General features: G+C 74.5%; 21 protein-coding genes. 17 read left to right on the top strand and 4 right to left on the bottom strand.

All coding sequences use genetic code 11. The annotated features are described in order from the left end of the window. The first annotated feature begins 244 nt into the window (after positions 1 to 244). The 4 genes from BM064_RS05660 to BM064_RS05645 all read left to right on the top strand — a co-directional run bounded on the left by BM064_RS05660 (position 245) and on the right by BM064_RS05645 (position 6,634). Entirely contained in the window at positions 245 to 1,072 is an 828-nt protein-coding gene (locus BM064_RS05660) for an FAD binding domain-containing protein (RefSeq protein WP_092858717.1), read from the top strand. Continuing rightward, a complete protein-coding gene (locus BM064_RS05655) occupies positions 1,069 to 4,011 on the top strand; it encodes a molybdopterin-dependent oxidoreductase (protein WP_092858715.1) in 2,943 nt (980 codons plus the stop codon). The genes BM064_RS05660 and BM064_RS05655 overlap by 4 nt, the downstream gene beginning before the upstream one ends. Beyond that, a complete protein-coding gene (locus BM064_RS05650) occupies positions 3,986 to 5,593 on the top strand; it encodes a xanthine/uracil/vitamin C permease (RefSeq protein WP_092858713.1) in 1,608 nt (535 codons plus the stop codon). Before BM064_RS05655 ends, BM064_RS05650 begins: the two co-directional genes overlap by 26 nt. A gap of 162 nt (positions 5,594 to 5,755) precedes the next feature. Beyond that, positions 5,756 to 6,634, top strand: a complete 879-nt coding sequence (locus tag BM064_RS05645) for a sulfurtransferase (RefSeq protein ID WP_092858711.1) — start codon at positions 5,756 to 5,758, stop codon at positions 6,632 to 6,634. Between the two features lie 7 nt (positions 6,635 to 6,641). Here BM064_RS05645 and BM064_RS05640 read toward each other — a convergent pair whose 3' ends face one another. Both BM064_RS05640 and BM064_RS05635 read right to left on the bottom strand, forming a co-directional pair. Then, positions 6,642 to 7,025: a GFA family protein gene (locus tag BM064_RS05640; RefSeq protein ID WP_092858709.1), complete on the bottom strand. Its 384-nt coding sequence runs from the start codon at positions 7,023 to 7,025 to the stop codon at positions 6,642 to 6,644. A 453-nt stretch (positions 7,026 to 7,478) separates the two neighbouring features. After that, positions 7,479 to 9,920, bottom strand: coding sequence for a Tex family protein (locus BM064_RS05635; protein WP_092858707.1), 2,442 nt, complete (start codon positions 9,918 to 9,920; stop codon positions 7,479 to 7,481). Positions 9,921 to 10,149: 229 nt separating this feature from the next. Here BM064_RS05635 and BM064_RS05630 point away from each other — a divergent pair, with 229 nt between their 5' ends. From BM064_RS05630 to BM064_RS05595, 8 genes are all read left to right on the top strand, one after another. After that, on the top strand, positions 10,150 to 10,932 hold the full coding sequence (locus BM064_RS05630; protein WP_092858705.1) for a hypothetical protein: 783 nt from the start codon (positions 10,150 to 10,152) through the stop codon (positions 10,930 to 10,932). A gap of 11 nt (positions 10,933 to 10,943) precedes the next feature. Further along, positions 10,944 to 12,161 carry a GTP-binding protein gene (locus tag BM064_RS05625; RefSeq protein ID WP_092858703.1) on the top strand — a complete coding sequence of 406 codons (1,218 nt, stop codon included), beginning with the start codon at positions 10,944 to 10,946 and terminating at the stop codon, positions 12,159 to 12,161. Positions 12,162 to 12,328: 167 nt separating this feature from the next. After that, complete coding sequence (locus BM064_RS28495) at positions 12,329 to 12,511, top strand: DUF6525 family protein (RefSeq protein WP_092858817.1); 183 nt, start codon at positions 12,329 to 12,331, stop codon at positions 12,509 to 12,511. Between the two features lie 268 nt (positions 12,512 to 12,779). After that, a complete protein-coding gene (gene zrgA / locus BM064_RS05615; RefSeq protein WP_092858701.1) occupies positions 12,780 to 13,418 on the top strand; it encodes a zinc uptake protein ZrgA in 639 nt (212 codons plus the stop codon). A gap of 3 nt (positions 13,419 to 13,421) precedes the next feature. Further along, entirely contained in the window at positions 13,422 to 14,201 is a 780-nt protein-coding gene (locus BM064_RS05610) for an ABC transporter ATP-binding protein (protein ID WP_092858699.1), read from the top strand. After that, the gene (locus BM064_RS05605; RefSeq protein WP_092858697.1) at positions 14,198 to 15,454 is read left to right on the top strand and encodes an ABC transporter permease; all 1,257 of its coding nucleotides are present in this window, start codon (positions 14,198 to 14,200) and stop codon (positions 15,452 to 15,454) included. The genes BM064_RS05610 and BM064_RS05605 overlap by 4 nt, the downstream gene beginning before the upstream one ends. A gap of 23 nt (positions 15,455 to 15,477) precedes the next feature. Then, on the top strand, positions 15,478 to 16,008 hold the full coding sequence (locus BM064_RS05600; RefSeq protein ID WP_092858695.1) for a DUF3299 domain-containing protein: 531 nt from the start codon (positions 15,478 to 15,480) through the stop codon (positions 16,006 to 16,008). Next, complete coding sequence (locus tag BM064_RS05595; RefSeq protein ID WP_092858693.1) at positions 16,005 to 17,102, top strand: hypothetical protein; 1,098 nt, start codon at positions 16,005 to 16,007, stop codon at positions 17,100 to 17,102. The genes BM064_RS05600 and BM064_RS05595 overlap by 4 nt, the downstream gene beginning before the upstream one ends. A 10-nt stretch (positions 17,103 to 17,112) precedes the next feature. Here the strand turns inward: BM064_RS05595 and BM064_RS05590 are convergent, their stop codons facing one another. After that, positions 17,113 to 17,862 (bottom strand): DUF1028 domain-containing protein, encoded by a 750-nt coding sequence (locus BM064_RS05590; protein ID WP_092858691.1) that lies wholly within the window; start codon positions 17,860 to 17,862, stop codon positions 17,113 to 17,115. 13 nt (positions 17,863 to 17,875) lie between these two features. Continuing rightward, the gene (locus BM064_RS05585; RefSeq protein ID WP_092858689.1) at positions 17,876 to 18,613 is read right to left on the bottom strand and encodes a GntR family transcriptional regulator; all 738 of its coding nucleotides are present in this window, start codon (positions 18,611 to 18,613) and stop codon (positions 17,876 to 17,878) included. Positions 18,614 to 18,759: 146 nt separating this feature from the next. Here BM064_RS05585 and BM064_RS05580 point away from each other — a divergent pair, with 146 nt between their 5' ends. From BM064_RS05580 to BM064_RS05560, 5 genes are all read left to right on the top strand, one after another. Continuing rightward, entirely contained in the window at positions 18,760 to 19,746 is a 987-nt protein-coding gene (locus BM064_RS05580; protein WP_092858687.1) for an ABC transporter ATP-binding protein, read from the top strand. Further along, positions 19,743 to 20,798 (top strand): ABC transporter ATP-binding protein, encoded by a 1,056-nt coding sequence (locus tag BM064_RS05575; protein ID WP_092858685.1) that lies wholly within the window; start codon positions 19,743 to 19,745, stop codon positions 20,796 to 20,798. The genes BM064_RS05580 and BM064_RS05575 overlap by 4 nt, the downstream gene beginning before the upstream one ends. Continuing rightward, positions 20,795 to 22,567 carry an ABC transporter substrate-binding protein gene (locus BM064_RS05570; protein ID WP_092858683.1) on the top strand — a complete coding sequence of 591 codons (1,773 nt, stop codon included), beginning with the start codon at positions 20,795 to 20,797 and terminating at the stop codon, positions 22,565 to 22,567. The genes BM064_RS05575 and BM064_RS05570 overlap by 4 nt, the downstream gene beginning before the upstream one ends. Positions 22,568 to 22,973: 406 nt before the next feature. Continuing rightward, positions 22,974 to 23,921, top strand: a complete 948-nt coding sequence (locus tag BM064_RS05565; protein WP_092858681.1) for an ABC transporter permease — start codon at positions 22,974 to 22,976, stop codon at positions 23,919 to 23,921. Beyond that, on the top strand, positions 23,921 to 24,808 hold the full coding sequence (locus tag BM064_RS05560; RefSeq protein ID WP_092858679.1) for an ABC transporter permease: 888 nt from the start codon (positions 23,921 to 23,923) through the stop codon (positions 24,806 to 24,808). The genes BM064_RS05565 and BM064_RS05560 overlap by 1 nt, the downstream gene beginning before the upstream one ends. The last annotated feature ends 19 nt before the right edge of the window (positions 24,809 to 24,827 follow it).

Genomic DNA, 24,827 nt, shown 5'->3' with positions numbered 1-24,827 from the left:
GGCGCGCCGGGGGCGGGTGTTGCCGGCATGGGAACTGTCGGGGAGTGTTGCCGGTCCGGCATCATACCGATCTCTTATTGAAAATATCAAATTCTCAAGCCTGCGCTATTATGAACGGGTCGACGGACGCCAGGGGCGCCGCGGCGGCCGGGTCGAGGGGCCCGGCGCGAGGGAATTCGGAAAGACCGACGACGGTTGGGACCGGCGGCGCCTGCGCGGCGCCGCGCGGCGGAGGCGTGGGCGAATGGATCTGAACGGCGTCGAGGCGCTGGAGCGGCCCGAGGGTCCGGCGGCGGTGGCCGCGCGGGCGGGGCGGCTGGCCGAGGGCGAGGCCTGGCTCGCCGGCGGCACCTGGCTGTTCTCGGAGCCTCAGCCCGGCCTGCGCCGCCTCGTGGACCTGGAGCGGGCCGGCTGGCCGCCGCTGACCGTCACGCCCGAGGGGCTGGAGATCGCCGCCACCTGCACCGTCGCCGAGCTGGACGCGTTCGAGGCGCCGCCCGACTGGCGGGCCGCCGCCCTGATCGGCCGCTGCTGCCGGGCGTTCCTCGCCTCGTTCAAGATCTGGAACGTCGCCACCGTCGGCGGCAACCTGTGCATGGGCCTGCCGGCCGGGCCGATAATCGCGCTGACCGCGTCGCTCGACGGGGTCTGCCGGATCATCGGGCGCGACGGCGCCGAGCGGGAGGTCCCCGCGCTCGACTTCGTGCAGGGCCCGCAGCGCACGGCGCTGGCGCCGGGCGAGCTGCTGCGCGCGGTCCGCATCCCGGCCGGGCGGCTGCGCCGGCGGGCGGCGTTCCGGCGGATCTCGCTGTCGCCGATGGGGCGCACCGGGGCGCTGATGATCGGCACGCGGAGCGAGGCGGGGCTCGACCTGACCCTGACCGGCGCCGTGCGGCGGCCGGTCCGGGTCGCCTTCGCGGCCCTGCCCTCCCCCGCCGAGGCGGCGGCGGCGGTGGACGCGGCGGCCGAGGGCCAGTGGTTCGACGACCTCCACGGCGCGCCCGCCTGGCGGCGCGCCGTCTCGGGCGAGTTCGCCGCCGAGATCGCGGCGGAGCTGGGGTCGCCCCGATGAGCTTCCAGCCCACGAGCTTCCAGCCCGCCACGTTCCGCATCGACGGCGAGACGATCGACGCGACGCCCCGTCCCGGCCAGTGCCTGCGCACCTTCCTGCGCGAGCAGGGCCGCTTCGGCGTCAAGAAGGGCTGCGATTCCGGCGACTGCGGCGCCTGCACGGTGCATCTCGACGGCCGGCCGGTGCACGCCTGCCTGCTGCCCGCCCACCGCGCCGAGGGGCGCGAGGTGACCACGATCGAGGGGCTCTCCTGCTGCGGGCGCCTGCACCCGGTCCAGCAGCGGTTCCTCGACGCCCAGGCCTTCCAGTGCGGCTTCTGCACGCCGGGCATGGTGATGACCGCCGCGGCCCTCGACCCCGCGCAGCGCGCGCGGCCGGACCGGCTGCTGAAGGGCAACCTCTGCCGCTGCACCGGCTACCGCGCGATCCGCGAGGCGGTGCAGGGCGAGATCCCCGCCGCCGGTTCGCGCGACGTGCAGGCCCCGGGAGGCCGCGGCGTGGTCGACGGGACCGCGCGCTTCACGATGGACGTGGCGGTCGAGCGGCTGAGCCACATCAAGGTCCTGCAGAGCCCCCACGCCTCGGCCCGGATCCGGCGCATCGACGTCGCCGCGGCGATGGCGGTTCCCGGCGTGCTGGCGGTGCTGACCCACCGCGACGCGCCGGCGGCCTGCTTCTCGACCGCGCGGCACGAGAACCCGCTCGACGACGTGGACGACACCCGCGTGCTCGACCCGGTGATCCGCTTCGCCGGCCAGCGCGTGGCCGCGGTGGTGGCCGAGACCGAGGCCGCCGCCGAGCGCGCCCGCGACCTGATCGCGGTGGACTACGAGATCCTGCCCGCGGTCTTCGACCCCGAGGCGGCGATGGCCCCCGGCGCCCCGGTGATCCACGACAAGCCGGCCGCCGTCTCGCGCATCGCCGACCCCGCGCGCAACGTCGCGGCCGAGGTCCACGGCGGCGTCGGCGACGTCGCCGCGGGCTTCGCCGAGGCCGACGCGATCCACGAGGGCGTCTACGAAAGCCAGCGGGTCAGCCACGCCCAGCTCGAGACCCACGGCGCCGTCGGCTGGATCCGCAACGGGCGGCTGGTGATCCGCACCTCCTCCCAGACCCCGTTCCTGACCCGCGACGCGCTGGCCCGGCTCTACGACCTGCCCCCGGAACGGGTGCGGGTGGTCTGCGGGCGCGTGGGCGGCGGCTTCGGCGGCAAGCAGGAGATGCTGGTCGAGGACCTGGTGGCCCTCGCCGTCCTGCGCACCGGCCGGCCCGCGAAGCTGGAGCTGACCCGCGCCGAGCAGTTCACCATGACCACCACCCGCCACCCGATGAAGGTGCGGGTGAAGGTCGGGGCGAAGGCCGACGGCGCGCTGACCGCGATCGAGATGCGGATCGTCGCAGACACCGGCGCCTACGGCAACCACGCGCCGGGGGTGCTGTTCCACGCGGCCGGCGAGGCCGTGGCGCTCTACCGCTGCCCCAACAAGAAGATCGACGGCTGGGCGGTCTACACCAACCAGGTCCCGTCGGGCGCGTTCCGGGGCTACGGCCTCAGCCAGACCGGTTTCGCGGTCGAGAGCGCGATGGACGAACTCGCCCGCCGGCTGGGCATGGATCCCTTCGCCTTCCGCCGGCGCAACGTGGTGGTCCCGGGCGACCCGATGGTGTCGCTCGACGCGGGCCCCCACGACGTCGAGTTCGGCAGCTACGGGCTCGACCAGTGCCTGGACCGGGTCGAGCGCGCCCTGGCCGAAGATCATCGCATCGGGGGGGCGCCCGCTGGGAGGCGGCCCCCCGTCGCCCGCGCCGCTGGGGAGCGGCCGGGCCCGGCGCCGTCTGGGGCGGCGCCGGTCGGGGAGGCGTCCGCTGGGGCGACGCCTCCCGCCGTCGGGGGCCCCGGGGAGGGGGTCTCCGGCGAGCGGCCGGCCGTCGGGGGCGCCGGGGAAGGCGCCGCCGGCGACTGGCTGGTGGGGCGGGGCATGGCGGTGGGGATGATCGACACCATCCCCCCGCGCGGCCATGTCGCCCACAGCCGCATCGCGCTGGACGGGGAGCATTATCTCCTCACGGTCGGCACGGCGGAGTTCGGCGCCGGGACCTCGACGGTGCACGTGCAGATCGCGGCGCAGGCGCTGGGGGTCTCGCCCGACCGGATCCGGCTGCAGCAGTCGGATACGGACCTCGGCGCGCACGACACCGGCGCCTTCGGCTCGACCGGCACGGTGGTGGCGGGGCAGGCGACGCTGCGCGCGGCGCAGGCGCTCGCCGACGCCCTGCGCCGGGCGGCGGCCGAGCGGCTGGGGGCGGCGGTCGAGGAATGCGTGCTGGGCGCCGGCGGGGTCACCGACGGCCGGCGCACGGTGCGCCTCTCGACGCTGGCGGGCGTCTCGGCCGAGGGCCGCGCGGACGGCACGCCGCGCTCGGTCGCCTTCAACGTGCAGGGCTTCGTGGTGGCGGTGCACCGCCGCTACGGCACGCTGAAGATCCTGCGCTCGGTCCACGCCGCCGACGCGGGCTTCGTGGTGAACCCCCGCCAGTGCCGCGGCCAGATCGAGGGCGGCGTCGCCCAGGCGATCGGCGCCGCCCTGTGGGAGGAGGTGCGTCTCGACGGCGAGGGCCGGGTCGAGACGCCCGCCTTCCGCGGCTACCGCCTGCCCGCGATGGGCGACCTTCCCGTGACCGAGGTGCATTTCGCCCGGACCCACGACCGCCTCGGGCCGCTCGGCGCCAAGTCGATGTCCGAGAGCCCCTTCAACCCCGTCGCCGCCGCCCTCGCCTCGGCCATCCGCGACGCGACGGGCCTGCGGATGACCGCCACGCCCTTCCTCGCCGACCGGATCCACGCGGCGATGCGCGCCCGCGCGGCGGAGCCCGATTTCACCCAGCCAGACTTCAGGACCGAGGAGACCGATCGTGAGCGCCACCCCGCCGGGAGCTAGCTACAGCTACAAGCTGTTCCACAAGAGCGACTACAGCGCCTTCTGGGCCCTGTTCACCGACAACCTGATCAACCTGCTGGTGCTCTCGGGCATCTGCCGCTTCGTGTTCGGGATGCCGGGCGAGATCGTCTTCGGGCGGATCCTGCCCGGCGCGGCGGTGGCGATCGTCTTCGGGGTCGTCGTCTACACCTGGCTCGCGAAACGCGCCGCGGCGAAGGCGGGGCGCGACGTCACCGCCCTGCCCTACGGCATCTCGACCCCGGTGATGTTCGTCTACCTCTTCGGCGTGATCGGCCCGATCTACTGGGCGACGCAGGACCCGCTGCTGGCCTGGCAGGTTGGCATCGGCGCGGGCTTCATCGGCGGCATCGTCGCCGCGCTCGGCGCCGTCGTCGGCCCGATGCTGAAGGCCGTCACCCCGCGCGCGGGCATGCTCGGCACGCTGTGCGGCATCGCGCTGGTCTACATCGGCGCCGTGCCCCTGGCGGAGGTGTTCGAGAAGCCGCTGGTCGGCTTCGCCTCGCTCGCCATCATCCTGTGGGGGCTGGTGGGGCGCTTCAGGCTGCCCTTCGACATGCCCGCCGGCCTCCTGGCGCTGGTGGTCGGCGTGCTGATCGCGATGGTCCTGGGCGAGTCGACGATCTCGGTCGAGGGCCTGGGCTTCTACCCGCCGCTGCCCTGGTTCGGCGATCTCGTCGCCGGCGTGCAGCATCTGTGGGCGAACCCCGAGCTGTTCCTCGTCCTGATCCCGGTGCAGATCTACAACTTCATCGAGACCATGAACAACGTCGAAAGCGCCGAGGCCGCGGGCGACCCCTACCCCGTCGCCCTGTGCCAGCTCACCGACGGCGCGGGCACGATGGTGGGCGCGCTCTTCGGCTCGCCCTTCCCCACCACCGCCTACATCGGCCACCCGGCCTACAAGCGGATGGGGGCGCACGCGGGCTATGTCATGGGCGTGGGCGTGGTGATCCCGCTGGCGGCGATCTTCGGCCTGCTCGCCTTCCTGGGCGACCTGATGCCGGTGGCCGCGGCCGCGCCGGTGCTGGTCTTCGTGGCGCTGTCGCTGATCGCCAACACCGCCCAGTCGATCCGGCCCGAGCACATGGCCGCCGTCGGCTTCGCCATGCTGCCCCATGTCTCGGATTTCCTGATCACCAAGTGGGGCTCGCTGATGGGGGCGCTGGGGGCGTCCGGCGTCGAGGGGCTGCCGCAGCTCGGCGATCCGGCGCTGACCGCGGCCCTGCTCCAGCAGGGGGCGCACTACACCGGCCACCTGGCGCTCAGCCAGGGGGCGATCCTGACGGGGCTGGTGTGGGGCGCGATCGTCGCCTCGCTGATCGACGGGAACTTCAAGGTGGCGGGCGGCTTCACGCTGGCGGGCGCCGCGATGTCCTCGGTCGGGATCATCCACGGCGCGGCGCTGCACTGGCCCTCGCTGGGCGGGCCGACGGGGGGCTACCTGGTGGCCGCGGCCTTCTTCCTGATCTACCCGCTGGCGATGGGCGACAAGGCCGCCGAGAGGAGCGGCGCCGCCGTCGACGAGGTCCCCCCGCAGGGCCGCCCGACGCCCGCCGAGTGACCCGGCCCCCCCGGGGCCCCGGACGAAACCGCAGGCCGCGCCGGACGCCCCGGCGCGGCCTTCCCGCGTCCGGCCGGGGGGCCGTCGCTCTTGAGGCCCGGCCGCGCTCCCGGCAGGGTGCCTGCGGAGCGCCGGCGCTCAGACCGGCCCGGAGGAGAGACCATGACCCATTCCTGGCGTCGCCCCGAGGCGATCGTCGACGGCGCGAGCCTGCAGGCCCGTCTCGGCGACCCGTCCCTGCGGATCTACGACTGCACCGTCTACCTGCGCTACGAGGAGAACACCGGCCGCCCCTACCGCGTCGAGAGCGGCCGGGCCGACTACGAGACCGGCCACATCCCCGGCGCCCGCTTCCTCGACCTGCAGGACGAGCTCTCGCAGGACGACGCCCCCACCCGCTTCATGCGCCTGCCGCCGCAGGAACTGGCCGACGCCTTCGCCCGCGCCGGCGTCTCGGAGGGGACGAAGGTGGTCCTCTACTCCCGCGGCACCCCGCAGTGGGCGACGCGGGTGTGGTGGCTGCTGCGCTGGATCGGCTTCGACGACGCCGCCATCCTCGACGGCGGCTTCGACCTGTGGGAGGCGGAGGGCCGGCCCGTCGCGACCGAACCCGTCGACTACCCCGCCGGGTCCCTGACCGCGCGCGAGCGCCCCGGCCTCTTCGTGGGCAAGGCCGAGATGCTGGCCGCCATCGGCGACGGCGCGGTCTGTTCGCTGAACGCGCTGAGCCCGGACCTGCATTCGGGCCAGAACGCCCGCTACGGCCGCCCGGGCCGCATCCCCGGCTCGGCCAACGTGCCGGCGGGCTCGCTGGTGGATCCGCAGACCAAGCGGCTGGTCTCGCCCGAGGCCGCCGCGGCGGCCTTCGCGGCGGCGGGGGCGGCGCCCGGCAAGCGGGTGCTGAACTACTGCGGCGGGGGCATCGCCGCGACGCTCGACGCCTTCCTCCAGCACCAGCTCGGGTTCGAGGACGTGGCGGTCTACGACGCCTCGATGTCCGAATGGGCGATGGACGAGAGCCTGCCGATCGAGGCGGGCTGACCCTGGGTCAGGTCCCGGGCGGGGCCTCGTCCCGCTCGAACCTGGCCAGCCCGGGGAACTCGGGCAGCCAGCCCTCGCGCCGGCAGGTCCAGAGCTCGTAGGTCGGGGCGAAGCGGCTGGGTTCGTCCAGCGCGCCCAGATGCAGCTCGACCTCGTCGCCCGAGACGGAGAACACCGAGGAGCCGCAGCGCGGGCAGAACCGCCGGCCCCGGAAGGCGTTGGTCTCGCCCGAGACCGCGACGGCCGCGGCGGGGAAGATCGCGGCGGCGAAGAAGGCCGCCCCGTGGTGCTTGCGGCAGTCGAGGCAGTGGCACAGCCCCACCCGCAACGGCGCGCCGGAGGCGGCGATGCGGACGTCGCCGCAGAGGCAGCCGCCCTCGATGTCGGTCATGCGCGGTCTCCCTGTGCGCGGGCCTGGCGGCGAGCCTGCCACGCCCCGCCCACCGCGCGCCAGCCTCCCGCGGGGCGCCGCGTCGGCGGCCGCGCCCCGGGGCTGGCCGCGGGCCCGCGGCGCGGGGCGGGCGGAGCGCTCGCGGCGGGCGTCCCCGGTCGCCGCCCGCGCGCCCGACCGCCGACCCGGCGCGCCATCCGCCGCCCGCGGCGGTCGCCCCCCGGCGCCGCCTCCGCCCTGCGCCGCGGGCCCAACGCCAGCCGCGGGCGGGACGGCCGACGCGGCGCATCCGGCGGGCCGGCCCGGGGCCGGCGTCGGCCATATCGCGCAGCGCCCACGCAGGACGCCGGCCGGGGAGAGGCCCCGGGTCGAGCCCGGGGCGAGCCCGGGGGCGGGCGTTCGGCGCGATCCCGCGAGGCGGGGCGCGCCTGAGGACCGGCGGCGGAGGCGCCCTCAGCCGCGCTTGCGCATGGCGTCGAGGAGCGCCGCGCTCAGCGCGCCCTCGCCGGGGCCCGCGGGCTTGCCGCCGCCGCCGCCCGGGCCCTTGCCGGGGCCGCGGCCGCCGCCCTGCGGGCCGCGCCCGTCCGGCCCCTTGCCGCCGGGCCCGCCCGGGCCGCGGCCGCGGCCCTGCCGGTCGTCGCGCGGACCGCCGCCGCGGCGCGCCTCGCCCCGTGCGCCGTCCTCGGCCGAGGCCTGCTTGCGCATCGAGAGCGCGATGCGCTTGCGCGGCGCGTCGACCTCCATCACCCGGACCTTCACGACGTCGCCGGCCTTCACCACCTCGTGCGGGTCCTTCACGAACCGGTCCGCGAGCTGGCTGATATGCACCAGCCCGTCCTGGTGCACGCCGATGTCCACGAAGGCGCCGAAGGCGGCCACGTTGGTCACCGTGCCCTCCAGCAGCATGCCCTCGCGCAGGTCCGAGATCTCTTCCACGCCATCGGCGAAGGACGCCGTCCTGAACTCCGGCCGGGGGTCGCGGCCGGGTTTTTCCAGCTCGCCCAGGATGTCGCGCACGGTGGGCAGGCCGAAGGCCTCGGTCACGAAGTCCTCGGGGTCCAGCCGCTTCAGCGCCGAGCCGTCGGCCTGGATCGCCCGGATGTCGCGCCCGCAGGCCTTCACGATGGCCCGCGCCAGATCGTAGGCCTCGGGGTGCACGGCGGAGGCGTCGAGCGGCTCCTCGCCCCCCTGCACCCGCAGGAAGCCCGCGCACTGCTCGAAGGCCTTGGGCCCCAGGCCCGAGACTTTCTTCAGCGCCTTGCGGGACGGGAACGCGCCGTTGGCGTCGCGATGCCCCACGATGTTCTGCGCCAGCGAGGGCCCCACGCCCGCCACCCGCGCCAGCAGCGGCGCCGAGGCGGTGTTCAGATCCACGCCCACCGCGTTCACCGCATCCTCGACCACCCCGTCCAGCGCCTTCGCCAGCCGGTGCTGGTCGACGTCGTGCTGGTACTGGCCGACGCCGATCGACTTCGGCTCGATTTTCACCAGCTCCGCCAGCGGGTCCTGCAGCCGCCGCGCGATCGAGACCGCGCCGCGCAGCGACACGTCCAGATCCGGGAACTCCTTCGAGGCGAGCTCGGAGGCCGAATAGACCGAGGCCCCCGCCTCCGACACCACCACCTTGGTGGGCGTCTTCCCCCCCGCGGGCAGCAGCTTCAGCGCATCGGCCACCAGCCGCTCGGTCTCGCGCGAGGCGGTGCCGTTGCCGATGGCGACCAGGTCGACGCCGTGTCTGCGCACCATCTCGACGATCTTCGCCTCGGCCCCGCGCACGTCCTTCCTGGGCTGGAACGGGTAGAGCGTCGCCGTCTCCAGCAGCTTGCCCGTCGCATCCACCACCGCGGCCTTCACCCCGGTGCGGATGCCGGGGTCGAGCCCCAGCGTCGCCCGCGGCCCCGCCGGCGCCGCCAGCAGCAGGTCCTTGAGATTGCGCGCGAAGACCGCGATGGCTTCCTCATGCGCGCGCCGGCGCAGCTCGCCCATCAGGTCGAGATACATCGTCAGGCTCAGCTTCACCCGCCAGGCCCAGCCCGCGGTCTTCTTCAGCCACTGGTCGCCGGGACCCTCGCCCCGGATCCCCACGGCGGCGGCGACCGCGGCCTCCACCTGCGCCTCGCCGGTCTCGGGCTCCGGCGCGATGGCGACGGTCACGATCTCCTCGTTCTGGGCGCGCATGATCGCCAGCGCCCGGTGCGAGGGCATCGTCGCCCATTTCTCCGAATGCGCGAAGTAGTCCGAGAACTTGGCCCCCTCCGCCTCCTTCCCCGGAACCACCGTCGCCGAGACCACGCCCGTCGTCTGCATCAGCGTGCGCAACCGCCCCAGCAGGTCGGCGTTCTCCGCCAGCTCCTCCACCAGGATGTCGCGGGCGCCGTCGAGCGCGGCCTTCACGTCCTTCACCGCCTCGGTCACGTAGGCCGCGGCCAGCGCCTCGGGCTCGGCGCCCCGCTGCTCCTGGATGGCGCGCAGCAGGGGCTCCAGCCCGTTCTCCCGCGCGATCATCGCCTTGGTGCGGCGCTTGGGCTTGTAGGGGAGATACAGGTCCTCGAGCGTCGCCTTCGTCTCGGCCCCGGCGATGGCGCGGCCCAGGTCGTCGGTCAGCTTCCCCTGCTCGGAGATCGACTTGAGGATCGCCGTGCGCCGCGCCTCCAGCTCGCGCAGGTAGGTCAGCCGGTCGGCCAGCGTGCGCAGCTGGGCGTCGTCGAGCCCGCCCGTCACCTCCTTGCGGTAGCGGGCGACGAAGGGAACCGTCGCCCCCCCGTCCAGCAGATCCACCGCGGCGGCGACCTGGGGGGGGCGGGCGCCGATCTCCTCGGCGATCAGCCGGGCGATCTTCTGGGCGACGTGAGCTTCCGAAGCGGCGGGGGTCGGGCTGTCGGCGGACGTGTCCAAGGCGGGGTCTCCCTGCGGGGTCTCGGACCGCAGGGGATAGCGAAGCGCAGGGCCCGCTCCAAGGGGCAAGCGGGACGCAATCCGCCGGCCGCAGGGGAAGACCGCCCGCCCATGACGCTGCGCAAAGGCCCCCGCGGCGGGGTTGCGACGCGCCGGCGTTTCCGCGAGAAGGCGAGACGTTATGTTATAACGTAACGATTCGACGACCACGCCCCGGAGATCCCTCGCCGTGCTTCGCAGCCTCGCCCCCGCCTCCGCCCTGCTCCTCCTCTCCTCCCCGGCGCTGGCCGAGGGCGCCTTCCACGTCGTCCACCCCGGCGTCTCCCGCGGGGCGTTCGAGCTGGAATCGCTCAATGCCGTCTCGCTCGGCCCGGTCCCCGGGGGCGAGGAGCGTTCGGTCCACGAGCTCGCGCTGGGCTACGGCGTGACCTCGTTCTGGAAGACCACCCTGGCGGTGGAGCTCGCCAACCTCCAGGGCGGCGGCGTCGAGGCCGAGGCGCTGGAGTGGGAGAACCTGTTCATGCTCCCCGTCGGCGAGGGCCCCGGCGCCCACGCCCACGGCCATTCCCATGCCCATGCCCATGACGCGGCCTTCGCCTGGTCCGCCGGCGTCTACGCCAGGCTGGAGGCGCCCTTCGAGGGCGGCATCGGCGACGGCGCCCTGGTCTTCGGCCCGGTCGCCGAGGTCTCGGCCCACGGCGTCACGCTGATCGGCAACCTGTTCCTCGAAACCCCCTTCGGCGACGAGGACCCCGGCCTCGCCTACGCCGTCTCGGCCATGGCCGGGATCGGCGGCGGGGTGCAGGCCGGCTTCGAGGCTCATGGCGGCGTCGAGGACGCCTTCGGCGACACCCCCGCCTTCGGCGACCAGGCGCATTACGCGGGCCCCGCGCTCGCCGCGACCTTCGACCTCGACGGCCGCAGCCTGACGCCCCGCGCGGCGGTGCTGTTCGGCCTGACCGACGGGGCGGCCGACGCCGCCCTCTCCCTCAACCTCGAACTGAGCTTCTGAAGGAGGCCCCCATGTCCCGCGACCCCCGCCTGCCGGTGACCGTGCTCTCCGGCTTCCTCGGCGCCGGCAAGACCACGCTGCTCAACCACGTCCTCGCCAACCGCGAGGGGCGGCGGGTCGCGGTGCTGGTCAACGACATGTCCGAGGTGAACATCGACGCGGACCTCGTGCGCGAGGGCGGCGCCGAGCTCTCCCGCGCCGACGAGACGCTGGTGGAGATGACCAACGGCTGCATCTGCTGCACGCTGCGCGAAGACCTGCTGACCGAGGTCTCGCGCCTCGCCGCCGAGGGTCGCTTCGACCACCTGCTGATCGAATCGACCGGCATCGCCGAGCCCCTCCCCGTCGCCGCCACCTTCGAGTTCCGCGACGAGGAGGGCCGCAGCCTCGCCGACGTCGCCCGGCTGGACGCGATGGTGACGGTGGTGGACGCCGCCGCGCTCGCCGCCGACTTCGCCAGCCACGACTTCATCGGCGACCGGGGCGAATCCCTGGGGGAAGCCGACCAGCGCACCCTCGTCGACCTGCTGACCGACCAGATCGAGTTCGCCGACGTGGTGGTCCTCAACAAGATCGGCCTCGCCGGCCCGGATCGCGCCGCCGCCGCCCGCGCCATCGTGCGCAGCCTCAACGCCGAGGCCCGCCTGGTCGAGGCCGACTGGGCCCAGGCGCCCCTTGCCGACGTCTTCGAAACCGGCCTCTTCGACTTCGAACGCGCCCACCTGCACCCCCTCTGGGCCAAGGAGCTGCACGGCTTCGCCGACCACGTGCCCGAGACGGAGGAATACGGCGTGACCTCCTTCGTCTACCGCGCCCGGCGCCCGTTCCACCCCGAGCGCATCCACGCCGCCCTCAACGGCCCGCTGCCCGGCGCGATCCGGGCCAAGGGCCACTTCTGGATCGCCACGCGTCCCCAGTGGGTCGCCGAGTTCAGCCTCGCCGGCGCGATCTCCTCCGTGCGCCCGCTGGGCGGCTGGTGGGCCTCGGTCCCCCGCGACCGCTGGCCCGAGCACCCCGAGTCCGTCGCCCGCACCCTGGAGCGCTGGCAGGACCCCTGGGGCGACCGCCGCCAGGAGCTGGTGTTCATCGGCGTCGGCCTCGACCGCGCGCGGATCACCGGGACGCTCGACGCGGCCCTCCTGACCGAGGCCGAGGCCCCCGCCTTCACGCCCGAGGCCTGGCGCGCCCTTCCCGACCCGTTCCCCGCCTGGGGCCGGCAGGCGGCATGAGTGCGCCCACGGCCCCGGCCGGCGCGGGCCCCGCGCTCCCGCCTCCCGCCCCCCGCGGCGGGGGCGGCGCCATGCGCGGCGAGGCGGCGGCCGGTCCCCCGCGCCCGGCCGCGCCCGGCAACCGCGGCGCCGTCCCGCTCAGGGCGCGGCGCCGCGCGGGCGACCCGATGGCCGAGTTCGACCGCCTGCCCCCCGCCCTGCGCCGCTGGCTGGCCGAGGCCGCCCTGCCCTGGAGCCCCCGCTCCGCCGCCCGCGCCTGGGCCCGCGCCCGGCGCGCCAGCGGCGGGGACGAGGCCGCGGCGCTCGCCGCGCTCGACGCCCTGCAGGCCCGCCGCCTCGGCCTGACCTGACGCGCCCCGTCCGCCCTCCAGGGACGACCCGGGGGCGCCGCGCCGCCGCGCGCCACCGCCGCGACCCCTGCGACGCCGGTCGCCATGCCCACCCCCGAGGGCGCCCCGGGCTTGACCCCGGGCCTCCGGCAGGACGTGATCGCGGAGCCGCCGGCGCCGGGCCGGGGCGTCGCGAGGGCGTCGCGAAAGTTATGCTATAACATTGCATCCCGATCCACTACCGTCGCCGCCGTCGGCGATTCCGCCCCCAGATCCGGAAAGGACCCCCATGACCCGCCGCCTCGCGCCCCTCGCCCTTCTCGCCCTCGGTCTCGCCGCCCAGCCCGCGCTCGCGCAGGAGCGTCGCGAGCTCGGCGCCCATGTCCACGGCCACGGCCGGCTCGACATCGCGCGCGAGGGCGACCGCATCGCGCTCGCGCTCGAGGCGCCCGGCGCCGACGTGGTGGGCTTCGAGCACGCCCCCGAAAGCGCGGCCGACCGCGCCGCGGTCGAGCGCGCGCTCGACCTGCTCTCCCGCCCGCTGGAGCTGGTCGCCTTCCCCGAGGCCGCCGGCTGCGAGGTGCTCGAGGTCGCCGCGGAGCTGGTGGGCGACGATCACGGCGACGACGACCACGACGAGGCGCACGCGCATGACGAGGATCATGCCCATGACGACGATCACGCCCATGACGACGCGGCGCACGCCCACGACGATCACGACGACGCTGGGGGCGGCCACGCCGAGTTCCGCGCGCTGTGGGAGCTGAGCTGCGCCGACGCGGACGCCGTCGACGCCCTCGCCTTCCCCTATTTCGAGCGGTTCGAGGGCGCGCAGAACCTGGCCGTGCAGGTCGTCTCCGAGGCCGGCGCCCGGGTCTTCGAGGTCGAGCGCGCGGCGCCGGAGCTCGACCTCGACGGCGCGCTCTGAGCGATGGCGCCGGCGCTGCGGCTGGAGGGGGTGCGATACGCCTGGGGCGCGGGGAACCGCGCCCCCGAATCCGTCTCGGGCGCGGGGAACCGCGCCCCCGGATCCGTCTCGGGCGCGAAGAGCCGCGCCCGGGGCGGCTTCGCGCTGGAGGTCGACGCGCTGGAGATCGCGCGGGGCGAGCGGGTGTTCCTGCACGGGCCGTCCGGCTCGGGCAAGTCGACGCTGCTCGCCCTGATCTGCGGGGTGGCCGCGCCCCAGGCCGGCCGGGTGGAGGTGGAAGGCGAGGCGCTCTCGGCCCTCTCCCCCGCCCGCCGCGACCGCTTCCGGGCAGAGCGGATCGGCGTGGTCTTCCAGATGTTCAACCTGCTGCCCTACGCCAGCGCGCTCGACAACATCCTGCTGCCCCTGCGCTTCGCCCCCGCCCGCCGCGCCCGCGTCGGCCGCGGCGCGCGGGCCGAGGCGCTGCGCCTGGCGCAGGCCCTGGGCCTGCCGGAGGCGCTGGTCCTGCGCGCGCCGGCGGCCGAGCTCTCGGTCGGCCAGCAGCAGCGGGTGGCGGTGGCGCGCGCCCTGATCGGGGGGCCGGGACTGATCGTGGCGGACGAGCCGACCTCGGCCCTCGACGTCGCCGCCCAGGGCGCCTTCCTCGAGCTGATGTTCGCGCAGGCCGAGTCGGCGGGGGCGACGGTGCTGATGGTCAGCCACGACCCCGCGCTGGCCGCCCGCTTCGACCGCTCGGTGGCGCTGACGCAGATCGCGCGGACCTCGCGGGAGGCCGCGGCATGAGCCTGATGCGGCTGGCGTTCCTCTCGCTCCTCAACCGGCGCGTCACGGCGCTGCTGACGGCGGCGGCGATCGCGCTCTCGACCTGCCTGCTGCTGGGGGTGGAGACGGTGAGGACCGGGGCGAAAGCCTCCTTCGCCGACACCGTATCGGGGACCGACCTGATCGTGGGGGCGCGCTCGGGCTCGGTGCAGCTTCTGCTCTACTCGGTGTTCCGCATCGGCGACGCCACCGCCAACTTGACCTGGGAGAGCTACGAGGAGATCGCGGCGCGGCCCGAGGTCGACTGGATCGTCCCCCTGTCGCTCGGCGACAGCCACCGCGGCTTCCGGGTGCTGGGGACGACGGGCGAGTATTTCGAGCGCTACCGCTACCGCGGCGGCCGCCCGCTGGGCTTCGCAGCGGGCGCCCCTTTCGACGACCTCTTCGACGCCGTCATCGGGGCCGAGGTCGCCGAGACGCTGGGCTACGTCCTCGGCGACGAGATCGTGGTGGCCCACGGCCTCGCCTCCTTCTCCGAGCACGGGGACAAGCCCTTCCGCGTCGCGGGGATCCTGGAGCGCACGGGCACGCCGGTGGACCGCACCGTGCACGTCTCCCTGCGCGCCATCGAGGCGATCCACGTCGACTGGACCCGCGGGGCGCAGGCCCCCGAAGGCGCGCGCGTCTCGGCCGACGAGGTGCGGGCGATGGACCTCCGGCCCCAGGCGATCACCGCGGCCCTGGTCGGGGTGAAGTCGCGCCTGCAGATCTTCGGCCTGCAGCGCTGGATCAACGAATACCCCCAGGAGCCGCTGCTGGCCGTCCTGCCCGGCGTCGCTTTGCAGGAGCTGTGGGCCATCGTCGGCGTGGCCGAGACGGCGCTGGTCGCGGTCTCGGGCATGGTGGTGGCGACGGCGCTGATCGGGCTCGCCGCCATGGTCTTCGCGGGCCTCGACGCCCGGCGGCGCGAGATGGCGATCCTGCGCGCGGTGGGCGCGCGGCCCTCGACCATCCTCGGTCTTCTGGTGCTGGAGGCGACGATGCTCTCGCTCGCCGGCGCGCTCGCGGGGCTGGGGCTGCTCTACGCGCTGCTGCTGATCGCGCGTCCGTGGATCGACTCCGCCTGGGGCTTGTGGTTGCCTGTCTCCGCGCCGGGGGCGCGGGAGCTGGCGCTGCTGGCCGCGGTGGCCGCGGCGGGCGCGCTGGCCGGCCTGCCGCCCGCGATCCGCGCATGGCGCATGTCGCTGGCCGACGGCATGACCATCCGAACCTGACCCCGGCCGGAGGCCCGAGAGAGATGCTTCGACGCTCCCCCTTCACGCCCGCCCGCCGCGGGGTCCTGGCCGGCCTCGGCGCGCTGGCGCTGGCGCTGCTGGCGGGCCGCCTGCGGGCCGAGGAGACCCTCGACCTGAACTGGGGCGACCTGGTGCCTGCCCTCGGCCAGGGCGAGACCTACAAGCGCCTGAGCGAGCTGGGCGTGGTCCAGCACGGCGAGATGTCCTCCCCCTTCGAGCAGGAGACCGCCGCCGCCGTCACCCGCGAGTACGACGGCAAGCGGGTGCGCCTGCCGGGCTTCGTGGTGCCGCTCGACTACGATGGCACGGGCACCACCGCCTTCCTGCTGGTCCCCTTCGTGGGCGCCTGCATCCACGTGCCGCCGCCGCCGCCCAACCAGATCGTCTTCGTCACCACGCAGACGCCCTACGAGCTGAAGGACATGTTCGAGCCGGTGATCGTCACCGGCATGTTCGGCGCCGCGGCGGCCGAGACCCAGCTCGCCGACGTGGGCTATTCCCTCTCGGCCGAGCGGGTGGAGCCCTACAGTTGAGACGCCGGGCCGCGGCGCTGGCGTTCGCGCTGGGGCTGGCGGTCGGGCAGCCGGCGCTGTCCTGCGCCTTCGACGCCTGGCTGCCGCCGCTGACCCTGGTCGACCGGCTGTTCGACGCCGACGCCGTGGCGCTGGCCGTGGCCGACCCCGCGGACCCGGCCCGCTGGATCCTCGTCGCGGCGCCGCCCGCGGTCTCGGCCACGCCCTACGCGCCCGACCCCGCCGCCTTCCTCGCCGCGGGGGCCGACGCCCGGCCTCCGGCGCTGGATGCCGACGAGGCGGTGCTCTTCGCCCACGATCCGCTCGACGACGTCTGGCGGCGGCTGGAGGTGGTGGACCGCGTCACCCGCCCGGCGGTGGAGCGCATCCTCGCCGCCGCCCACGGCTGGCAGGACCCGCTCGACCCCGCCCGCTTCGAGATGGCGGCCGCGATGCTGGGCGAGCGCGACGGCCGCCTGCGCCGCCTGGCGCTGCGCGAGCTCGACCGCGCGCCCTACCCGGTGCTGCGCGGCCTGCCCCTGCCGCTCGACGCCGACGCCCTGGCCGAGAGCCTCAAGGACCCCGCCGCCGGGCAGATGGAGCCGATCCACGCCCTGCTGCTGGGCCTCGCCGGCGGCCCGCGGGCCGAGGCGCTGGTCGAGGGCCGGCTGAGCGCCCTCGTCCCCGGCGAGGCGATCTCGCCCGCCACGGGCGCCTGGGCGGTGGCGCTGGTGGAGCTGCAGGGCGAGGCGGGGGTCGAGACGCTGGCCGACCGCTTTCTGCGCGCGGACCCGCGGACCCTGGCCCCGCTCGACCTGCTGCCCGTCGTCGAGGCGCTGGCCGTGCAGGCCGAGGCCGCCTCCCCCGCGCTGCGCGCCCGTATCGTCGAGACGCTGGGCGCGGCGCTGGAGGTGCGGCCCGATCTCGTCGGCGTCGTCGCCCGCTGCTTCGGATCGCGCGGCGACTACGCGCTCGGCCCCGCGGTGCAGGCCGCGCTGGCCCAGCGCCAGGCCCTGCCGGCGGTCGAGGCGATGACCGCCGCCGGCTACGTCTTCGCCGCGCGCAAGGCCGCGGGCCCGGAGGACGGCGGCGGCGCGGCCTGGACGCCGGACTGAGCCGCGCCGCTCAGCCGGGGTCGGAGGCGAAGGAGCGGCTGGCCTCGCCGCGCGCCGCGCGCTCGGCCTCCAGCGTCGCCAGCGCCGCGTCCAGCGGCCCGCGGTCGGTCTGGCCCGAGAAAGCCGCCGCCCGGCCCATGTTGGCGGAGAACAGCGTGAACCGCTCGCGGGCCACCGCCAGCAGGCGGGCGAGCTCGTCGAGCGGGGCGGCGTGGTCGTCCACCCGCAGGTCGAGCCGGGGATAGACCTCGCCGTCATGCACCCGGATCGCGGCCGACTGGCGGCCGCGCTTGTCGCCGCCCGCGGCCTCGGCGGCGACCATCGCCGCCAGCAGCCGGTCGGGCATCGGCAGCTCCGGCGCCGCGGTCCAGGCCTCCAGCGCCGCCGCGATCACCGCGGGCCCTGCAAGCATGTTGCCGGCGACCGAGACGTCCTCGCCCGCCGCCTGCCCCGCCCAGTCCACGCAGGCGGCGCCGGTATGGGCGGCCACGTGGCCCTGCGCGTCGATCGCGTGCCACTGGCGCTGCGGGGCGCCGGCGTCGCGGGCGATGAAATCGGCGAGCACCGCGTCCGGCGCCTCGCCCGCCGCGATGCGGTCCGCGCCCTCGGCCCCCCACAGCGGGTTCACGAAGGCCTGGGTCGCGACCGCGGCGCCGGGACGGATATGGGGGACCAGCGCGCCGACCGCGAAGAAGCGGCTGGCGACGCCGACGCCGAATTCGCCGGTGGCCGGGTTTCGGGCGACGATGGAATAGGTCATGGCCGGTCTCCTGTCAGGCGGGGCCGAAGGCCGCCTCGCCCCCCGCGGCGGCGAGCAGCGAGGGCGCCCAGCGCCGCAGCACCTGGGCGAGGTGGTCGGCCATCGCGTGCGCCGCCGCCGCGGCGTCGCCGGACGAAAGCTGCGCGAGCAGCGCGCGATGCTCGTCGCCCACCCCGGCCTCCTGGAAGAAGGGCCGCGGCACCTCGAGCCCGCCCAGGGTGTAGCGGTGGATGTGCAGGGCGCAGCGCCACAGCATCGGGCGCAGCAGGCCCATGCCCGCCACCTCGGCCAGCGCCGCGTGGAATTCGCGGTCGAGCTCCGAGCAGAGGTAAAGGTCCCCCGCCGCATGGGCCGCGTCCATGGCGTCGAGGATCCTGGCGAGGCGCGGGTCGGAAAGGTCCCCCTCCCCCGCCGCGAGGCGATGGGCGACGCCCCGCTCGATCGACAGGCGCACACGCACCATGCCGGCGGCCTCGGGCAGCGAGGTGTCGGTGACCACCGTGCCGCGATAGCCGCGCCGCTCGACCAGCCCCTCCTCGGCCAGGCGCAGCAGCGCCTCGCGCACGGTGCCCTGGCTGCAGCCATGCTCGGCGGCCAGCGTCTGCTCCAGCAGGTGGTCGCCGGGCAGCAGGTTTCGGAACAGGACCGCGCGGCGCAGCGCGAGGTGCACCTGATCGGCGCGGCGGCCGGCGGCGGGGGTCCTGGACTGCGCCTCGGCCGCCCTCGGCGCGGCCCCCGGTGACGACTGCATTGACTCCCCCCCGAAACTGGTCCCGTATTATCGATATCGATAATCGCTCCGAAGGGGCCTGTCGAGTCGGGCGCGCGCCCTGCGCCGCCTTCCGTTCCAGCCCCTTCCGGGGGTCCTGACCCTTGACTGCGCGGAGACCCAAGGCCTTGCCGCTGCTTGAGATCGAGGACCTGGCCATCGACCTGGCGCGCGACGGCGCGCGCCGCCGCCTGGTGCACGGCGCCTCCCTGAGCGTCGAGGAGGGCGAAACCGTGGCGGTGGTGGGCGAATCCGGCTCGGGCAAGTCCCTGACCGCGCTCGCCGCCATGGGCCTGCTGCCCGAGGAGCTGAGCATCGGCGCCGGGCGCATCCGCTTCGAGGGCCGGGACCTCGCGGAGCTGACGGAGGAAGACCGCCGCATCCTGCGCGGCGGCGACATGGCGATGATCTTCCAGGAGCCGATGACGGCCCTGAACCCGGTGCTCTCCATCGGCCGGCAGCTGACCGAGGGCATGCGCGCCAAGCTGGGCATCTCGAAATCCGAGGCCAACGCCCGCGCCGTCGAGCTGCTGACCCAGGTCGGCGTCACCGACCCCGCCCGCCGGCTGACCCAGTATCCGCACGAGTTCTCGGGCGGCATGCGCCAGCGGGTGGTGATCGCCATGGCGCTCGCCTGCCGGCCGAAGCTGATCCTGGCCGACGAGCCGACCACCGCGCTCGACGTCACCATCCAGGCGCAGATCCTGGCGCTGACCGCGAAGCTGTGCCGCGAGAACGGGGTGGGGCTGGTGCTGATCACCCACAACCTCGGCATCGTCGCGCGCTACGCCGACCGCGTCTGCGTGATGTATGCCGGCGGCGTGGTCGAGGCCGGCGAGGCCCGCGCCCTCTACCGCGCGCCGCGCCATCCCTACACCCGCGGGCTGCTCGACAGCGTGCCGCGGCTCGACCTCGACCGCAGCCACGGGCTGCACCCGATCCCCGGCTCGCCCCCCGACCCGATGCGCCCCGTACCCGGCTGCCGCTTCCACCCCCGCTGCGCCCGCGCCGAGGCCCGCTGCCGGGCCGAGGAACCGCCCGCCGAGGTGCAGGACGGCCGCCTCTTCGCCTGCTGGCGCCCCCTTCCCGCCCCGGTCTCGGAGCCCGCGGAATGAGCCTGCCGCTGCTGGAGATCGCCGACCTCCACGTCCGCTTCCCGATCCGCTCGGGCATCCTGCGGCGCGAGACGGGCCAGGTCCGCGCCGTCTCCGGCGTCTCCCTCAAGATCGCGCGGGGCGAGGCGCTGGGGCTGGTGGGCGAAAGCGGCTGCGGCAAGACCACCCTCGCCCGCGCCGCCCTTCAGCTTCAGCCCGCGAGCGAGGGCGAGATCCTCTTCGACGGCCGCCACATCAAGACCCGGCACGACCGCTCCGCCTTCCGCAGGCGGGTGCAGGCGATCTTCCAGGACCCGTTCTCCTCCCTGAACCCGCGCATGACCGCCGGCGACATCGTGGGCGAGCCGATCCGCGTCCACCGCCTGCGCCCCCGCCGGGAGGTGAAGAAGCGGGTGGCGGAGCTGATGGACCTCTGCGGTCTCCCCGCCCGGTTCATGGAGCTCTATCCCCACGAGATGTCCGGCGGCCAGCGCCAGCGCATCGGCATCGCCCGCGCGCTCGCCATGGAGCCCGAGCTGATCGTGTGCGACGAGGCGGTCTCGGCCCTCGACGTCTCGGTGCAGGCGCAGGTCATCAACCTGCTGGCGGAGCTGCGGCGCGAACTCGGCCTCACCTACCTCTTCATCGGCCACGACCTCTCGGTGGTGCGCTACCTCTGCGACCGGGTGGCGGTGATGTATCTGGGCCGGGTGGTGGAACAGGGGCCCTCCGACGCGCTCTTCGCCGATCCGCAGCACCCCTACACCCGCGCCCTGATCGACGCGGCGCCCGAGCCCGACCCCGAGCTCGCCCGCGCTCACGAGGTGATCCCCCTGCAGGGCGAGGCGCCCAGCCCCGCCGCGCCCCCGCCCGGCTGCGCCTTCCACCCGCGCTGCCCGATCGCGGTCGCGCGCTGTTCCCAGGAAATCCCGGCGCTTGCGCCGGTCGGCGCCGGGCACGGCGCCGCCTGCTGGCTCGCCCGGTCCTCGACCGGCGGGACCGGCCAACATGACGGGAAACCCGTCGACCTTTCGCCGAACCCGGCCCAAGTCCGACAGGAGATGCACCGATGATCGACAAGCCCCCCACCGACGCCGAGCTGAAGGCCCAGCTGGCCGAGGCCCATGACTTCGACCCCCGCGACCCCCTCTTCGGCCTGCGCCGGGACGAGCTCTCGGGCCCCCGCCTCTCGCGCCGCGCCACGCTGCGCCTGCTGGCCGCGGGCGGCGCGCTGACGGCCGCGAGCCTCGCGCCCGGCGGCCTGACGAAGGCGCTGGCGCAGGGCAAGACCGGCGGCACGCTGAACTGCGCCTGGGCGGGCGTGGCCGAGATCGTGACGCTGGATCCCGGCCAGATGACCCAGGTGCTGCAGTTCCAGATCACCTCCAACGTCCTCTCGGGCCTGACCCATATCAAGCCGGACCTGATCGCCGAGGGCGACCTCGCCGAAAGCTGGGAGATCTCCGAGGACGGCCTCGTCTACACCTTCAAGCTGCGCGAGAACGCCACCTTCCACAACGGCGACGCCTTCACCGCCGACGACGTGCTCTATACGTTCGAGCGCTCCTCGGACCCCTCGAAGTCGATCCACTCGGCCAACCTCGCCAACGTCGCCTCGCTGGAGAAGCTGTCGGACTACGAGGTGAAGTTCACCCTCAAGGCCCCGCAGGCGTCCTTCCTGACCAAGACCACCGAGCGCGCCTCTGGCCGGGTGCTCTCCATCGTCTCCAAGCGCGCGCTGGAGGAGATGGGCGACGCCGCCTACGGCCTCGCCCCCGTCGGCACCGGGCCGTTCAAAATCGCCTCCCACGTGCTCGGCCAGGGCGTGGTGCTGGAGAAGCACGCGGGCTATTTCGACCCCGAGCGGCCGAAGCTCGACAAGGTCGTCATCCAGCCCGTCGACGGGGTCGAGCCGCTGGCCGCCGCCGTCGAGGCGGGCGACATCCATCTCGTCGGCGGCAACCCCATCGCCGCCCAGCTCATCGACCGCTTCAAGTCCAACCCCGACCTGATCACCGACATCAAGCCCGGGCCGGGCTTCCAGTCGGTCTGGCTGAACCCCTGGGTCGAGCCGATGCGGGTCGAGAGCTTCGACAAGCCGCTGGAGGAGCTGAAGAAGGAGCCCGGCTTCATGGTGCGCCTCGCGCTCGCCAAGGCGCTGGACCGCGATCTCTTCGTCAAGCAGGCCCGCTTCGGCTACGGCCTGCCCGCCTACGGCTCGGTCAACGCCGCCATGGCCTACTACTACGACGACGCCATCGCGCAGACCTCCGAGCAGGCCTACGACCCCGACGGCGCCAAGGAGCTGCTGGCCGCCGCGGGCTATCCGAACGGCGAGGGCTTCCCCGAGATCAGCCTGCACGTGCGCTCGTCCCACAAGCGCGACGGGCTGGTGGTGGCCAACATCCTCAAGCAGGTGCTGGGGATCACCGTGAAGGTGGAGGTGATGGAGTTCACCGTCCAGCTCGAGCGCTTCCAGGCGATGGACTTCCAGATGACCCTGACCGGCTCGGGCGGCGACTACGACCCCGACGACGCGCTCGAGGACTGGATGACCACCACCTGCAAGTTCAACGGCCGCACCCGCGACAAGGAGACGATGCCCTTCGGCTACTTCTCCGACCCCAAGGTGGACGAGCTGTCGGCGAAGCAGTCGGTGACCCCGGACCCCGAGGCCCGCAAGGGCCTGGTGATGGAGGCCAACAAGATCACCTCCGACAAGGTGACCTGCGGCTTCCTCTATCACCCCGTCGACGTGCTGGTCCGCGCCAGCACCGTCGACTACCCCGCCGAAAGCCGGATCCCCGGCCTCGTGGACCTGGACCGCGTCACCCTGGGCTGACGCGCGCGCCACGTGCGGCGGCCGCCCGGGAGGGGGCGGCCGTCGGCGTCCCGCCGCGACGACGGGCGGAGGCCGGGCGAGGGGTCCGCTCCGCCGAGGGGTCGTCAGCGCGGGGCCGGGACGCGCGGGCAGGACAGACCGCGCGTCCCGGCGACCTTCCGCGCGCCGCCCGCCCCACGGGCGCCCCGGGCTCGCCCCGGGGCCTCTCGCCGCCCGCGACCGGCGCTGGGCCGGGGGCGAAGCGGCGCCGCCAGCCGCCCGCCCGCGGCAGGCCGCGCGAGGCCCCGGGGCGAGCCCGGGGCGCCTCCCGCCCGACGCGGGGGCGACGAACCCCCGGCGCGGCCTCGATCCGGGGCCGGGCCCAGTCCAGAGCGTCGGTCGAGGGACCGCAACCGGAGGCCGGGCGATGACCGCCTTCCTGATCCGCCGAACGCTGGGCGCGATCGCCGTGATGTGGGCGGTGGCGACGCTGGTGTTCTTCATGCTGCGGCTGGTGCCGGGCGATCCGATCGCCGCGATGCTCGCCGACGCCGCCGGCCCCGAGGCCGAGGCCGCCCTGCGCGCCAAGCTCGGTCTCGACCAGCCGCTGGTGGTGCAATACGGGCTGTGGATGTGGAACGCGCTGCAGGGCGACCTCGGCGCCTCCATCTACGGCTCCAACCAGCCGGTGCGCACCATCCTGGCCGAGGCGCTGCCCCGCACCATGTCGCTGGCGCTGCTCTCCTTCCTGGTGGCGGTGGTGATCGCGGTGCCGGCGGGCATCATCTCGGCCACGCGGCGCAACACGCCCGCCGACGCGGCCGTGAGCCTCGGCGCCTTCCTCGGCCTCTCGATGCCCGACTTCTGGCTGGCGATCCTGCTGATCATCGTCTTCGCGGCCAACCTGCAATGGCTGCCCGCCATCGGCTACGTGCCCCTGTCCGAGAGCTTCTGGGGCTGGCTCGAGCATCTGATCCTGCCCTCCATCGCGGTCGGCACCGCCTTCTCGGCGATCATCGCGCGGATGATCCGCTCCTCCCTGCTGGAGGTGCTGAAGGCCGACTACATGCGCACCGCCAAGGCCAAGGGGCTGAAGGAGCGCGCGATGCTCTGGGGCCACGCCATGCCCAACGCGATGATCCCGGTGGTCACGGTGGTGGGCATCGCCTTCGCGCTGCTGATCTCGGGCGCGGTGGTGGTCGAGAACGTCTTCGCCATCAAGGGCCTGGGCCGGGTGCTGATCGGCGGCATCCAGGCCCGCGACTACCCCGTCGTGCAGGGCGCGATCCTGGTGATCTCGGCCTTCTTCGTGTTCTCCAACCTGCTGGTCGACATGCTCTACGGCGCCCTCGACCCGCGCATCCGGTACGACTGATGACCGACGCAGCCTATGTCGCGACCGAGGCCGAGACCGAGGCCCTGCCCCCCCGCCGCCGCGGCCGCCTCTGGCAGGCCCTGAAGAAGGACCGCAAGGCGCAGGTGGGGCTGGCGGTGCTGGCGGTCTTCGTGATCGGCATGGCCTTCGCCTCGCTGATCTCGCCCTACGATCCCAACGAGATGACGCTCGAGATGATGAGCGGGCCGAGCTGGATCCACCCGCTGGGCACCGACGACCTCGGGCGCGACCTGCTCTCGCGCATCCTGCACGGGACGCGGGTGTCGCTGCTGATCGGCGTCTCGACGGTGCTGATCGCGCTGGTTCTGGGGGTCGCGCTGGGCATGGCGGCGGGCTGGTACGGGGGCTGGCTCGACCTCGTGATCATGCGCTACATCGACCTGCAGTGGGCGTTCCCGAACTTCATCATCGCGGTCTACCTGGTCGCCGTCTTCGGCACCGGTCTGGTCAACGTGATCGTGGCGGTGTCGCTCGCCTTCCTCGACGACTTCGCCCGGATCGCGCGCTCCATGACCCTGACCATCCGCGAGGAGCAGTTCGTCGACGCCGCCCGCACCATGGGCTTTTCCGACGCGCGCATCCTCGTGCGCCACATCCTGCCCAGCGCCATGGCCCCGATCATCGTGCAGGCGACCGTCTCGGTCAGCTACGCGATCCTGGGCGAGGCGACGCTGTCGTTCCTCGGCCTCGGCGTCGAGGCGACCACGCCCACCTGGGGCCTGATCCTGGCCGACGGGCGGGGCTTCGTCAGCCAGGCCTGGTGGCTGGGGGTGTTCCCGGGGCTCGCGATCATGCTGGTGGTGCTGGCGATCAATTTCATCGGCGACTGGCTGCGCGACGCGCTCGACGTGCGCCAGAGCCTCTAGGCCCTTCCCGGAGCTTTCC

Source organism: Albimonas pacifica, assembly GCF_900113695.1.
In the GTDB taxonomy this organism is placed as follows: Bacteria; Pseudomonadota; Alphaproteobacteria; order Rhodobacterales; family Rhodobacteraceae; genus Albimonas; species Albimonas pacifica.
The sequence above is the reverse complement of the archived record's forward strand: the minus strand, read 5'-3'. Positions and strand labels throughout refer to the sequence as shown.